The organism is Candidatus Poriferisocius sp., assembly GCF_965214065.1.
GTDB lineage: Bacteria > Actinomycetota > Acidimicrobiia > Acidimicrobiales > Bin134 > Poriferisocius.
This window is the reverse complement of the sequence record NZ_CBDCAT010000027.1, coordinates 684,855-698,677: the sequence shown is the minus strand read 5'-3', so window position 1 is coordinate 698,677 and position 13,823 is coordinate 684,855. Positions and strand designations below refer to the sequence as shown.

The following is a 13,823-nucleotide window of genomic DNA, read 5'->3' as shown; positions in this document are numbered from 1 at the left end:
GAACCTACCACCCGCCTCAGGGGCTGCTTGGGATGTCCCCTCGCCCGCCGATTGGCCTGAAAATCAGAGTCCCGCGACCACCTCGGCCATGATGTCGCCGGCCTCGCTGGGGCTCTGGCCGATGTGTACGCCAGCGGCGGCGAGGGCGTCCATCTTGGCCTGGGCGGTGCCCTTGCCCCCTGACACGATGGCCCCCGCGTGGCCCATCTTCTTGCCCGGCGGAGCGGTCATCCCGGCGATGTAGGCCACCACCGGCTTGGACACGTTGGCGGCGATGAACTCGGCGGCTTCCTCCTCGGCCGACCCCCCGATCTCGCCGATCATCATGACCGCTTCGGTCTCGGTATCTCCCTCGAAGGCGGCCAAACAGTCGATGAACGACGTGCCCGGTACTGGGTCGCCGCCGATGCCCACACAGGTGGTGCAACCGATGTCTTTCTGCTTGAGCTCGTACAGCGCCTGGTAGGTGAGGGTGCCCGAGCGGCTCACGATGCCCACCGGGCCGCCCTCTTTGGCGATGTGGCCCGCGGTGATGCCGATGTTGGCCTTGCCGGGGCTGATGATGCCGGGGCAGTTGGGCCCTAGCAACCGCACGTCGGGGTAATCGGCCTTGAGCTTGTTGAAGAAGTAGGCCTCGTCGTGCATGGGCACGCCCTCGGTGATGACCACCACCAGCTCAACACCGCCCTCGGCGGCCTCGAGCACCGCACCGCGCACCCCGGCGGCAGGGATGAACACGCACGAAACGTTGGCGCCGGTGGCTTCCACCGCGTCGGCCACGGTGGCGAAGATGGGAATCCCCTCCACGTCAGTGCCCGCCTTCTTGGGGTTGGTGCCGGCCACCACCTGGGTGCCGTAGTCGCGGTTCAACAAGCCGTAGTACCGGCCCTGGCTTCCGGTGAGGCCCTGGTAGACCACCCTGGTGTTCTCGTCGACGAAGATGCTCACCGTGCAGATCCTCCTGCCAAATCGACCGCCAGTTGGGCCGCAGCCAACATGGTGGGCTCCATAACCAGCCGATCGCCGAGATGAGGCTCCAGCAGCGACCAGCCCACAACTGCGTTGGTGCCGTCGAGGCGGATCACGATGGGCGAGCTGATATCCACCCGCTCCATGGCCTCGATGATGCCGTTGGCCACCTCATCACCCCGGGTGATGCCCCCGAAGATGTTGATTAAGATCGACTTCACATCGGGGTCGTTGTTGATGACCTCCAGCGCCCCGGCCATCACGTCGGAGTTGGCCCCTCCGCCGATGTCCAGGAAGTTGGCCGGCTTGCCGCCCACCTGGTTGACCACGTCCACCGTGCTCATGGCCAGCCCGGCACCGTTGGCGATCACCCCCACCGAGCCTTCCAAACCCACGTACTGGAGACCTTTGGCGTGGGCGGCGGCCTCCCGCTCGTCACGGGGCTGGGTGGCGTCGAAGGGCGCCAGGTCGTGGCGGAAGCCAGCGTTGCCGTCAAGGGTGACCTTGGCGTCGAGCACATGCACCCGGCCCTCGGGGGTGACGATCAGCGGGTTGATCTCAACCAGATCGGCGTCGCCTTGGGTGTAGGCCTCATACAGCTTCAACAACAACTCCACCGTCTGGTGTGTGACGTCGGGGTTGAGGTTGGCGGCCAGCACCCATTGGCGGCACTGGTCCTCGGCCAGGCCTTCGGTCGGGTCGACCCAGATCTTGGCGATTGCGTCAGGGTTCTCCTCGGCCACCGTCTCGATCTCCACCCCGCCTTCGGACGACAGCATCCCCAAGTGCTTCTTGGCCGACCGGTCGAGGGTGAAGCTCACGTAGTACTCCTCCGCGATGTCGGAGGCCTTCTCGATCCACAGGTTCTCCACGATGTGGCCCCGGATGTCGAGCCCCAAGATGTTGGCGGCATGGGTGCGCACGGCGTCGATGTCGGCCGCGAACTTCACCCCCCCGGCCTTGCCACGCCCACCGGTGTGGACCTGGGCTTTGACCATTACCGGTGTCCCCAACCGCTCCGCGGCTGCTACCGCATCATCGACCGTAGTCACCGCCTCGCCGGGTGAAACCGGCATGTCGTACGACGCGAAGAACTGTTTTCCCTGATATTCGAATAGATCCACGGGCTCCCCAATACAGAGCGTTGGCCAAGTTCGCGCTGGCAGCTTGGCAATGGTTCGTACCGCCGACGCTTCGCCGCGATACTAGGAGCAACCCCATCAGTTGGAACGAACCGAGGGAGCGACATGCCCGTCTCATCGGGTCCCAAAATCACCCCCTTCAGAGCCGTCATCTACAGCGTCATCAGCATCGCGCTGGCGGTGGGCTTGGTATTCGCCGTGGTGTCGCTGGCCGGATCCGACCAGATCGAGGTAAAGCTGGGCGACGACAACTTCAACGCCGGCGACGCCGAGGTGTTGGCCGCTGAGATCGCCGAGCGAGGACCGGTGCCGTGGGCCCCGCTGAGCCGGGGACGCAGCATCTGGATCAACCACGTCGGCAACAATCCCGAGAAGGGGTGGTTCGCCTTCGACGTCCAGTCTCCCGGTGCCAGCGGCGACTGCGTGGTCGACTGGGACGCCGACCGACGGCTGTTCATCGACACCTGCGATCCAGCGTTGGTGTACTCAGCCACCGGCGATGGCCTAACCCAGTTCGGAGTATGGCTAGACGAAGGCGATCTGTTCGTGGACGTGAACGCCAACGACGGACCTTGAGCAAGATTCGCAAAACACGCCGCCTCCTACATCTTTAACTCGTCTTTGTCATGTGTTGACAGCAGTTTGGATGATCCTTGCAAAGCCCTCGAGTACCGTATCGTGCAATGTTGGAGACTCACACCAACAAGAGCATAAGCCAAACGATTACAACAATAGTCTTTAGCCGATCGGTTGTCTGTTCAATATTGATTGCCATCGGAATGCTTCTATTGCACAACATAGCAGCAGCTCACTATTTCGGAGGTCGATACGCTGATAATGACCAACACAGATACGCGTCAATTGAGTCAAATGACTCTCATTATAATGAACTCAATCCATTCGTAACTGATTCAATGCATTCCGACTACGAGCTAGATACAGACAACGACATTAATACAATCAACGATGGACGCCAGTCTGCTGTTCCAAGTGCTCGCGTAGATATGTATTGGTATGCAGCTGATGAAAGTCACTTTTCGCGATCCACAATCTTGGGTGATGCTACTTGTATGAAGACAATGAGCAACAACAAATGCGATCAATTCCGTGTTCGATTCAATGAAGACACATTGATAGGCAACACAGCTAGTCAAGTCGGTCATACTGTTTGTCACGAGATTGGACACACTCTGGGCAGCGACGACGGACTGACTGAAGATGAAGGTTGCTGGCCACAGTCAAAATATTCCCTTGAAACCAATCTCACTGTCCATGAAATTGACCATCTCAAAGACAGATATTGATCTGACATTGTGATTTGGTCACTATAACAAAGGAATTATATGATGTTCAGACTCATCAGTACCATAGCGTTGTGTGCTGGAATACTAGTCTCAGGATGCACTGCGCACGATGAACATTCATCAGACGAACTTGATACTGTTATCATCCATGTGGATGAATCCGGGCCATCAACTTCCGGAGACCTCATTGAGCAGAGTACAGTAATTGTACGAGCAACATTAGATTCAATAACTACAGGAGCAGGTTATAGGGGTGGATATAACGAAGATGAACCAACAAGTGAATTTATTGAGCTTATCAAATTGAACTTCAGTACTATTGAAACCCTTAAGGGTGAATCACCTGCTCAATTGGCAATTTTATGGGATGGGTATACAGTCAAAAATGTAGGCGGAAAACCCACTGAGCGCTTAAACCGTGTGCTGCTTGCAGGCGCGGATTTCACATCTACCGACGTTGGACAATCCTTTGTTCTTTTCTTGACAGAGCGAAACAATGACCTTGACATCATAACAGTTACTGACGGAATAGCTTACTTGTTGGGAAATAATATGATCAGCCCTTCTACTACGTCCGGCGTGCTCGGCATTGCTTCTGAGGCCACAACCCTCGAATATATTCGACAAACTAGCTCAAGTGAACCTGGAGCATTTATCGAATGACGGATATATGTGCAGCGTCAATCACCTGAGGTGCCGCTGTCGCGCTTGTTGGGCACGGTGATCCAGCCTTGGGCGACGGCGTGGGATACGCCTTCGATGGTGCTGTCGACTCCGAACTGGTGCCACATGTCGGCGAGGATTCGCTGGAGGTGGCGCTCGGAGTAGCCGAGGCGCATGGCGAGGTCGGCGTGTTTCTCGCCGTTGGCGAGGCCTTGCAGGCAGGCGAGCTGCATCTCGTCGGGCACTATTGACAGGCTGGTCCGGCAGTAGTGCGCGACCGCCGCGGCCGTTGAGCGCAGCCTCTCCGCCGCGTCGGGGTGCATCAATTCGGCGAGCCTCTCGTAGTGGATCACTTCGGGCATGTGTCTGATATCGAGGGAACCAGACGGCACCTCTAGCTCCGCGCAGTCCGGGTCTTTGTTGATCGCGACCGCAACCGCACTCAGATATCCGGCAACATTCTCCCAATCGCCGGCGACCGATTGATCGGGCGAAACAGAGCCCATCAACCAGGCACAGCGCTCATAGGAGTCGGCCACCTGCCGATGGAATAGCGGCGCCAGGGTCTCCTTCCATACCTTTTGAGCGTTGCGTTGAAACTCCACACCCCAGATGTCGGTGTGCTCACCGGGTCCATAGCCCAAACCGTGGGCCTCGGCGATTCGGATTGCATATTGCTCGATCAGGGCGGCATGTCTGAGAACCACCCGGAGCTGACCAACGCTGAACTGCGCAGCATGAGCATATGTCTCTCGCATACTCATCACTTCAGCGCCTATTGCCGTCAAACGGCGGGGGTGCTATCCACCCCAGCTGCACCGCTAGCGCGACTCCCTGTACTTGATTGTGAACACCGAGGCGCTTCCACATTGCCTCTAGCAACCGGTACATGCCTCTCGTCGAAGTGTCATTGCGCTTGGCAAGCACGGCAACCGGCTCCTGAGCGGTCACCGAGAGCAGCCACTCCAGTTCTTGAGCCGTCGGTACCACCTGCACTTGCGACTCACAGCAGCGGGCGACCCCATTGGCTGCATCCCCCAACGCTCAATCCCCTTAGAGCTCAGCAACTCAGCGAAGAGCTCATAACGCAACACCGCCGGAGGCGCCGACCCGATCTCAGCGACCCCCACCCCAGAAGCAACCTCCGCCACCGAAGGCATCTCGCGTAAAGCCTCTGACGTGGAACGCAGGAACTCCGCGACGATCCCCCAATCGACCGCTACCTCATCATCAGGCGCAGCGCCATCCATCAACCCCGCGCAGTACGCGCTCGCATCGGCGACGCCCCGCAGATACTCAGGACGCAGCGTCTGGGCGTAAATCGAACAGGCACGCCGCTGGAACCCAATCTCCCAAGGCTTCCGAGACCGCCCGGGCCCATGCCCCAAGCGGTGGGCCTCCGCCACGCTCCCCACGAAGTGGGCAACCCTCACGGAAAATGAGCTGACCGACCCCCACTGCGCCCAGCTCAACTCCACGGGGCCACCGTAGCAAGCCCGCATTCAGGCCGAAGGCGGCATGGATCGCATTTTCTGGCCCCGATGGCGATAGAGCCATCTGGTCTTCACCTGCGTCGATGTCGAAGGCCTTAATTCATTGCCACATGCAGCTGTCCCTTTACACCTTGAATCCGACCTTGTCAAGTGTCAAAACATGACAAATGCTCGTCATGTTTTGACACTGTTTATTGCTGCCGAATGCCACACTCTCAGATATAGTTGCTGGGAAGGAACACGGATTCTAAAGCTAATATCAACAATGGCAATTGATGTCATATAAGAGGTGATATATCTATGAAATATATTAGGATCAAACACGCAGTATTTGTCATCTCAATGTTGTTTGCATTAATTGTGCCAGCTTTCCCTGTATCTGCAGGAAACTGGTATGGAGCCACAGGAAATGTGAACTGCGGTGGAAACATGCAAGACAACAATGACATGACATATCACCGGTCGCCAGGATTGTCTTAAGCACTATTTGATGCGTATACTTATGCACCAAAAACGCAGTACTTCCAACTGATATAGACCTTCAGACAGAACAATCATCGCCTGATAGCAACACTGATGTTGTTATACAAGAGGCTAACTACTCTGAGACTTGGTGTGGCCATACATGGCATGGAGGCTCTGGATCCGTTATTGTTGGATATGCATCTTGTGAATCGCTCTCTGGATCCAAATGTCAAAGCTTCAATATATATACAGATCAGTCATGGGAGGTAAATCAGACGACAGCTCGTCGCAGGAATCACGCATGTCATGAACTTGGTCACACCCTTGGACTCATTCATCCGAAATCAAACCAGCAGGAAGACTCATCTTGTCTGTACAATAAGACAGAGTTAGATTACAGCAATCATGACAAGGAACATATCAATGGAAACTATTAGAAACGTCTTTTTCTCTGCAATTGTCTCCATTCGTGCGGTCACGATCTGGCATCTTGATGATGTTTGCAGAGGTCAGTTATTAAGCAAGAAAACACTGATAACCTCAATGGCAGTACTGATCATCACCGCAAGTGCTTGCGGTGATGGCACGCAGAGATCGGAATCAGCGGGTATTTTATTGACTGATAAAATACAGGAGTTGAACTCAAGTGTGTCATATGAACAGCCTCTGTACAGCTCCGCTCTAGAAACCACTCCTCGCACAACATTTGTGGTTGATGGCAAGACTGTAGGTCCTGCGTCGGATATGTTTGTGGTTGGGAGAGTCATTAGAGTTACCGCCGGTAACGGTTACTCATGGCCAGGCGGCCCTCAAATTGTCGGTGAGCTGCCTACCCGAAAGACACATGTATTCAATTCCACTGACTCCTGGCTATCTACTATCCACTTATCTATTGCAGTTGAAAACTCACTATACTTGAACGATGACTACACTGGAGTCAACCAGGTCACTATTGGCTTATTCTTGCTTAATCCAGTTGATTTGAACTCACTCAAGACAGAACTCGAAGGCATACGAATTGCTGCTCCACTCCACTCAAACGAAAAAACAGCATTTGACCTCGAACCTGAAGTCTTCGGAGTGCTGCGCGGGGGCGAGCTATTGGGATTTGTTGATGAGCTAGACAACGTGACCTTTCCAGCTTTCGATCACACTCTATCTTCAGATGGCCTGCCCCAGTCTATCAAACTTGAAGCCTTGCTAAACCCGCCGTCCATTATCACGATAGTAAATTCTGACGGCGATTTCAGCGGTGGTGGCAGCGTCGGCAACGTCGGCGCCAACGAGTGAGCAGCACGGACCACGCCGCCTGCAAACACCAATCAGGGTCTCGAAGGGTTCGTACCTGTGTTTGGGAATAGCCGGAGACTCATGCCTTTTCGAGTCGGGCGAACGAGGCCATAAGCACTTTGGAGCCGGCGGTGGTGAAGTTGACGGTGATCTCGGCGTCGCCGCCGGCCCCCTTTACATCGGTGACCACGCCGATGCCGAAGGTGGCGTGGTTCACGTCGTCGCCCACTACGAGGCGGACCGGATCGGGGTCGGCTTCGACCGGGGTGCGGGTGGCCTGGGGAGCTTCCACCATCCGCTCACGACCAGCGAACGAACTGGCCGAGTACCGGTCGGAGCCCGACCGGGTTGAGCGGCTCCGGCTGCCGCCCCGGTTGTCCACCAGCTCTTCGGGGATCTCCTCCAAGAACCGCGACGGCGGGTTGTACATCGGGGTGCCGTGAACGGTGCGGTGCCAGGCGTGGGTCAGGTACAGCCGCTGGCGGGCCCGGGTGATGCCCACGTAGGCCAGGCGGCGCTCCTCCTCAAGCTCGTCGGGCTCGGTGAGCGAGCGGAAGTGGGGGAATATGCCCTCCTCCATGCCGACCAGGAACACCACCGGATACTCCAGACCCTTGGCCGAGTGCAGGGTCATCAGCGTCAGCATTGAGTCATCGGCCAGGTCATCGGTATCCGACACCAGGCTGACCTGTTCGAGGAAATCGTTCACGTTTTCGCTTTCCGAGGCCGCGCTGATCAGCTCGTCGAGGTTCTCCAGCCTTCCCTGGGCCTGCACTCCAACTTCGGTCTCCCCGGCGGCTTCGACCTCCAGTTGGTCGAGATACCCGCTGGATTCGAGCATGTGCTCCAACACGTGGGCAGGTCCGCCGTCGAGCAAGCTGCGGGAGTCGTCGATCACCTTCAAGAAGGCGCCGATGCCAGTCAGTGCCCTCCCTCTCACCCCGGCTTCGGATGCGTTCACCAAGGCGTCCATCAACGTAAGGCCGTGGGCCTCGGCCCATGCCTCCAGCTTGGCCACCGATCCGTCGCCCACCCCCCGCTTGGGTGTGTTCAACGCCCGCCTCAGGCTGACGGCGTCGCCGGGGTTGACGGTCACCCGCAGATAGGCGAGCGAGTCCTTGACCTCCCGGCGGTCGTAGAACCGGGTGCCGCCGACAATCTGATAGGGAACGCCCGCCTCCATCAGCAGCTCCTCCATTGCCCGGCTCTGGGCGTTTGTGCGGTAGAACACCGCCATCTCGTCCCAGCGATGCTGCTCGTCGTCGTGGAGCCTGTACGCCTCCCGCACCACCCAGCGGGCCTCGTCGTACTCGTCGGTCGCCTGGTAGCAGACGATGGGGTCGCCCCTAGTCTGGTCGGTCCAAAGATTCTTGGGCTTGCGGCCCAAGTTGTTGGCGATCACCGCGTTGGCCGCGCTCAAAATGCGCTGAGAGGAGCGGTAGTTCTGCTCCAAAAGCACCACGGTGACGTCCTCGAAGGCCCGCTCGAAGTCGATGATGTTGCGGACATCGGCCCCTCGAAAACGGTAGACCGACTGGTCGGCGTCGCCCACCACGAACACATTGCGGTGCTCTTTGCCCAGCATCAGCACCAGCTCGTTCTGCACCCGGTTGGTGTCCTGGAACTCGTCTACCAAAACGTGCTCGAAGCGGCGGCGGTAGCGATCGAGCACGTCGGGCGCCCGCTGGAAGAGCCCCACAGTGGCGCCCAGAAGGTCGTCGAAGTCCATGGCCCCGGCCCGGCGCAGGCGCTCCTGATACTCCCCGTAGACCTCTCCGATCCGGCGCTCGAAGATATTGGCAGCCCGGTCTTTGTATTGGGCCACGCCGACCATCTCGTTCTTGGCCGCGCTGATAGCAGCGTGGATCGAGCGGGGGGGCATCTTCTTGAGGTCCAATTTGAAATCGTTGAGGATGTAGCGGGTAAGCCTCACCGAGTCGGCCTGGTCGTAGATGGTGAAGCTGGAGGGGAAGCCAATCGCCTCGTGCTCATAACGCAGGATGCGAGCGCAGGCCGAGTGGAAAGTGCTCACCCACATCTTGTCGGCCACCGGGCCCACCAGCGCTCCCACCCGGTGCTTCATCTCCTGGGCCGCCTTGTTGGTGAAGGTGATAGCCAACAGGGCGAAAGGGGAAACGCCCTGGTGGTCGATGAGATAGGCGATGCGATGGGTGAGCACCCGGGTCTTGCCCGAGCCCGCCCCGGCGACCACCAGAATCGGGCCGCCCGGATGGGTGACCGCGTCGATCTGGGCCGGGTTCAGCCCCTCGGTGAGCGCGGTCGATGGCATCTGGCCAACACTACCGACCACCATCCTGCGAGCAGCAGCTACATCATGAAGCTCTGGGCCAGAAACACACCCCACACGCTCATCAAGAAAGTCGCCAGGGTCCCGTAGTGCAGTCGGGCCTGCCGGGCCAGCTTTGACTCCACAAAACTCCGCAACTCCGCATGGCCAGCCCGCGTCTCCGCAGCCAACGACTCAAGGCCAGCCCGCGTCTCCGCAGCCAACGACTCAAGGCCAGCCCGCGTCTCCGCAGCCAACGACTCAAGGCCAGCCCGAATCGATGCAAACTCGGCCTTGCTTTCAGACCGAAAAACTTCCAATTCGGCCTTGGTTGCCAGTTGATCTCGGCCATCGGGCAGTACGCACGCCATCAGCGTCTTCGCTGCCCCTTCGCCGATCGCATCCGTCAACCTTCCCACCAACTCCATCCGCTCGGCTTCGCTCACCGGCATCTCGATGTTCCCTCACTTGTAGAAATATGAAGGGCAGCCTTTGAAGCCAGCGCCGAAAGCTGCCCAACTGTACCCTGCCAGGGGTCGAGAGCAACCGCCTGATTCCCCTATAGCTGGATATTCAGCGCGTGCCCCCACCGGTAGGGTACGGGCGATGGGGAAGTTTCGGTTTGGGGTGCAAGCACGGACGCTGACCGATGCCCGGGGGTGGCGAGAAACTGCTCGGCAGGCCGAGGAACTGGGCTACGACATCTTCTGCATGCCCGATCATTTCGACCAGGGTCCGGCACCGATGGTGGCGCTGGCCTTCGCGGCAGAGGCCACAACTACGCTGAGGCTGGGGACCATGGTGCTGGCCAACGATTTCCGCCACCCGGCGGCGGTGGCCAAGGAGGCCGCCACCTTGGATGCGTAGTCCGGCGGTCGGTTCGAGTTGGGAATCGGAGCCGGCTGGCAAAGCAGCGACTACCACAGCACCGGCATTCCCATGGACCGGCCCGGATTGCGGATCGAGCGCCTGGGGGAGGCGGTGGCCATCATCAAGGGGCTGCTGGCCGGCGAGACGGTGACGTTCTCGGGCCAGCATTACTCCATCGAAGGCCTGAAAGGGTTGCCCGAGCCGGTGCGACCCGGAGGCCCGCCGCTGTTCGTGGCCGGAGGGTCGGAACGGGTGCTGCGATTGGCGGCCCGAACGGCTGACATCGTGGGGGTCAACCCCAGCATGGCTGCCGGGGTTATCGACAACCGAGTGGGTCCGTCGTCAACCGCCGACGCCACCGCGGCCAAGATCGACTGGATCAGAGAGAGCGCAGGAGAGCGATTCGGGGATGTGGAACTGCACTCCCGGGTCCACATGGCCACAATCACCGACGACAGCAGGAGCTTTGCCGAGGCGCTGGCCCCAGCGTTGGGGCTGGACACCGACCAGGCCTTGGCGTCACCCCACAGCCTGATTGGAACGGTGGGAGAAGTGGTGGACAAGCTGGTTCGCCAGCGAGATGAGTTGGACATCAGCTACATCGGCCTTTCGATCGAATCCATGGAGGAGATGGCTCCGGTGGTGGCCCAGCTGGCGGGAATCTGACCGGCTTGGCTCTACGCGTTGAAGCTGGGACGTCGGGCTCTGATTTTTGTGACGGGTTGAGTGTGGCCGGGTTTTGTCCGGTTGCAAGCAGGATTCTGAGCCGGTAGTTGTTGAAGTTGCGGAAGCCTCTGGCTGAGCGTTTGATGTCTTCGATTTTGGCGTTGGCGGCTTCGGTTCGCCCGTTGTGGGCACCGGTTGCGATGCTGGTTTGGATCTCGGTTTGCCAGCTTTTGAGGGTGCGGGCGAGCCGGTGCAGCTCGGGGGCCGCCTCGGGGGCTTCGCACCAGTCGATGGCGTCGTGAAGCCGGGCGGCGGCCTGGTCGGGGCCGCCGGTTTTGAACACGGCCCGGACTTTTTCTTTGGCCTGCCAGCAGTCGGCGACCTCGTCGTAGGGGTCGCCCGCGTCGAGGGCTTGTTGGAGGCGGTCCCAGCCGGCGGCGTCTCGGCCCTCGAACACGTCGACGACCCGCCCGGTGTCCGCGTCGACAGCCGCTGTGATGAACCGGCGGCGGCGGCGCCGCGAGGCCGAGGCCATCACCGTCTCGTCAAAGCCCACCTCCTCGACGCCGGCCACCTACAACCCGAGCGCGCCGAACCCGACCGCTGAACTATCTTGAACCACCAGGAGCCTCCTGACACTTGGACAATCTGACAGTCACAAGAATCGGCGAGGCCCCCGACTCAGTGGCGGACCCCCACAATCACCCCAGTCCCAGCTTCAACGCGAAGACTCAGAAACTCCTCGGCGGATGATTGTTGAGGATGTAGCGAGTGGGCCGCACTGAGTCGGCCTGATCACATCTCTGCGCTCTATCTGAACAAGCAAGAGAGCCGCCTTTTATACGACCGCACCTACTTCGTCAAGTGTCAAAACATGACGAAAAACTTGTCATGTTTTGACACCCGTTTTGATTGCAAAGCCCGCCAAGCCAACCTACGTTCATCTGAAGACGCAACAGACCCGAACCAAGAAATACATCCTCAATCTCAAACTTAAGACAACGGGGGAAACCCAGAATGGTTAGGTGCCAAAAGAAACGGAAGAAGTGGAAAGCAATTCTCTTCTGTGCAGTTGGACTATTCGCGGTTGGTTCGACAACCGCAAGCACGGTGCATGCTGCCAACAGTGAGGAGGTCACGCCGGTAGAAACGAATCCAGCTGCACAGTCGGTGGATGTGGCAGTTTCGTCGTATGCGTTGGAGTACTCGGTGTCGCACGCGGAAGCCAGCCGCCGCCTGGGGCGCATCGGGGCGATCCAGGAGATTCTGGCGTCGATCCGCGGCTTTGAGACGGCACGGGTGGCGGGGTGGGGCATCGACCACCGAGGCGGCTTCGGCGGCTGGGTGCTACTCACCGGCGACCAGCCGGCTGGTAATGAGGCGGCTGCTGTGGCCGACGCTCACGGCGATGTGGAGATCCGCACCGGCGCCCAGCACAGCTACGCCGAGCTCCAGGCCGCACAGCGCGGTCTTTCAGAAGAGCTCTTCGCCGCTCAACATCCTTCCGTCGGCAGCGGAGCGCTGGGCAGCACCGGCGCTGTTGGGCAGGCCGGGCCCGGCGCGCCGGGCGACATCGAGGGCGCCGGGGTGGGCTCGGGCGTGGCCGAGGTGGTCACGTTCTTGGAGACCGACATGGCGGGCAACGCGGTTCGCGTCGGCATAGACCCCGGGCTGGCTTCCGATGTCGGCCCGCTGGGCACAGTGTCTGAACTGGGCTTCGAGCAAAGCGCGTCCGTGGTCGCAGAACTGCTCCAAGACCACATCGAGGTGGCCTTTACTGTCGCCGACGGCCGCGACATCGCCCCAGCGGCGAACTTCCAAGGCGGGGATAAAGTGTCTGGGATCGTCAATTGCACATCGGGGTTCACAGCCCGCCGGAGCAACGGCGGTGGCTACGACTACGGCATCATCACCGCCGGTCACTGCGGCAATGATCTTCCAACCGAAACCGTACCGTTCAGCATGAATGGTGTGGAGTTGCCGTTCGTTTACGGCTGGCTGAGTGCTACCGCCGACGCCCAGTTCCACAGTATTCCCACACCTGCCAGCGGGTCCCACTACGTGCTTGACGACTTCTTGTGCCGCGATCCTGCCAGCTACCCCACACCTTCCTGTGATGTGACCAGGACCGAGGCCCGCGCCAACATGCAAGACGACTTCGTTTGCCACACCGGCAAGAACAGCAAGACATCCTGCGGCCGGGTCACCAGCATCAACCACATGCTCAAATGGGCGAATGCTCCATGCCGCAACTCCGCCGGTGCAATAGTGGTCTGCGACTCCGTTTTCGTGAAAGTAGAGGGCCAATTCCTGAGAGGCTGCAGAGGCGACAGCGGAGGACCGTTCTATAGGGGTGGAACGGCCTACGGGATCATGGCGGGCACCTCCGACAGGAACAATTGCACATCGGGAGGCAAGACGGTGACGTTCTCGGCGATCGGGGAAGTCGAGGCCTTCCTGGGCGTGGATGTGCTCACCGAGCCGGTCACGCTGACAGCTTCGTGAAGGCTACGGGAGACTCCTTGTGATCGGGCGAGATCAAAACTGCAGGTTCAGCAACAGAAGGAGCCCTGTACCGCGTCTCAAGGGGCTGTGGGGTGAGTGGGCAGCGCGGTGGGGAATTGTGTCGCTGTGCTTGGCGCTGGCCGCTGCAGGCTGCTCGTCGGGGCAACAA

Annotated in this window: 11 protein-coding genes and 1 pseudogene; 6 read left to right on the top strand and 6 right to left on the bottom strand. The window is 59.4% G+C overall.

Annotation, left to right across the window (positions count from 1 at the left end):
* Window positions 1-63 precede the first annotated feature (63 nt).
* Complete coding sequence (gene sucD, locus ACOOGG_RS09715) at window positions 64-948, bottom strand: succinate--CoA ligase subunit alpha (RefSeq protein ID WP_420434676.1); 885 nt, start codon at window positions 946-948, stop codon at window positions 64-66.
* Complete coding sequence (gene sucC / locus ACOOGG_RS09710) at window positions 945-2,093, bottom strand: ADP-forming succinate--CoA ligase subunit beta (RefSeq protein ID WP_420434674.1); 1,149 nt, start codon at window positions 2,091-2,093, stop codon at window positions 945-947. The genes sucD and sucC overlap by 4 nt, the downstream gene beginning before the upstream one ends.
* A 123-nt stretch (window positions 2,094-2,216) precedes the next feature.
* Here sucC and ACOOGG_RS09705 point away from each other — a divergent pair, with 123 nt between their 5' ends.
* The 3 genes from ACOOGG_RS09705 (at window position 2,217) to ACOOGG_RS09695 (ending at window position 4,078) form a co-directional block, all read left to right on the top strand.
* On the top strand, window positions 2,217-2,687 hold the full coding sequence (locus tag ACOOGG_RS09705; protein ID WP_420434672.1) for a hypothetical protein: 471 nt from the start codon (window positions 2,217-2,219) through the stop codon (window positions 2,685-2,687).
* Window positions 2,688-2,794: 107 nt separating this feature from the next.
* Window positions 2,795-3,415: a hypothetical protein gene (locus ACOOGG_RS09700; protein WP_420434670.1), complete on the top strand. Its 621-nt coding sequence runs from the start codon at window positions 2,795-2,797 to the stop codon at window positions 3,413-3,415.
* 42 nt (window positions 3,416-3,457) lie between these two features.
* A complete protein-coding gene (locus ACOOGG_RS09695) occupies window positions 3,458-4,078 on the top strand; it encodes a hypothetical protein (RefSeq protein WP_420434668.1) in 621 nt (206 codons plus the stop codon).
* A 17-nt stretch (window positions 4,079-4,095) separates the two neighbouring features.
* Here ACOOGG_RS09695 and ACOOGG_RS09690 read toward each other — a convergent pair whose 3' ends face one another.
* On the bottom strand, window positions 4,096-4,785 hold the full coding sequence (locus ACOOGG_RS09690; protein WP_420434666.1) for a hypothetical protein: 690 nt from the start codon (window positions 4,783-4,785) through the stop codon (window positions 4,096-4,098).
* 1,674 nt (window positions 4,786-6,459) lie between these two features.
* Here ACOOGG_RS09690 and ACOOGG_RS09685 point away from each other — a divergent pair.
* On the top strand, window positions 6,460-7,326 hold the full coding sequence (locus ACOOGG_RS09685; protein ID WP_420434664.1) for a hypothetical protein: 867 nt from the start codon (window positions 6,460-6,462) through the stop codon (window positions 7,324-7,326).
* A 79-nt stretch (window positions 7,327-7,405) separates the two neighbouring features.
* On the opposite strand, the gene pcrA is transcribed toward ACOOGG_RS09685, so the two are convergent.
* On the bottom strand, window positions 7,406-9,616 hold the full coding sequence (gene pcrA / locus ACOOGG_RS09680) for a DNA helicase PcrA (protein WP_420434662.1): 2,211 nt from the start codon (window positions 9,614-9,616) through the stop codon (window positions 7,406-7,408).
* Between the two features lie 38 nt (window positions 9,617-9,654).
* Entirely contained in the window at window positions 9,655-10,065 is a 411-nt protein-coding gene (locus ACOOGG_RS09675) for a hypothetical protein (protein ID WP_420434660.1), read from the bottom strand.
* A gap of 154 nt (window positions 10,066-10,219) precedes the next feature.
* On the opposite strand from ACOOGG_RS09675, the pseudogene ACOOGG_RS09670 reads away from it, so the two are divergent.
* Window positions 10,220-11,149, top strand: a pseudogene (locus ACOOGG_RS09670) (TIGR03621 family F420-dependent LLM class oxidoreductase).
* Here ACOOGG_RS09670 and ACOOGG_RS09665 read toward each other — a convergent pair.
* On the bottom strand, window positions 11,076-11,723 hold the full coding sequence (locus ACOOGG_RS09665) for an ISL3 family transposase (RefSeq protein ID WP_420434658.1): 648 nt from the start codon (window positions 11,721-11,723) through the stop codon (window positions 11,076-11,078). The pseudogene ACOOGG_RS09670 and the gene ACOOGG_RS09665 sit on opposite strands and share 74 nt — an antisense overlap.
* A gap of 602 nt (window positions 11,724-12,325) precedes the next feature.
* Between ACOOGG_RS09665 and ACOOGG_RS09660 the strand changes: the two genes are divergently transcribed.
* Window positions 12,326-13,654 (top strand): hypothetical protein, encoded by a 1,329-nt coding sequence (locus ACOOGG_RS09660; RefSeq protein ID WP_420434656.1) that lies wholly within the window; start codon window positions 12,326-12,328, stop codon window positions 13,652-13,654.
* Window positions 13,655-13,823 lie beyond the last annotated feature (169 nt).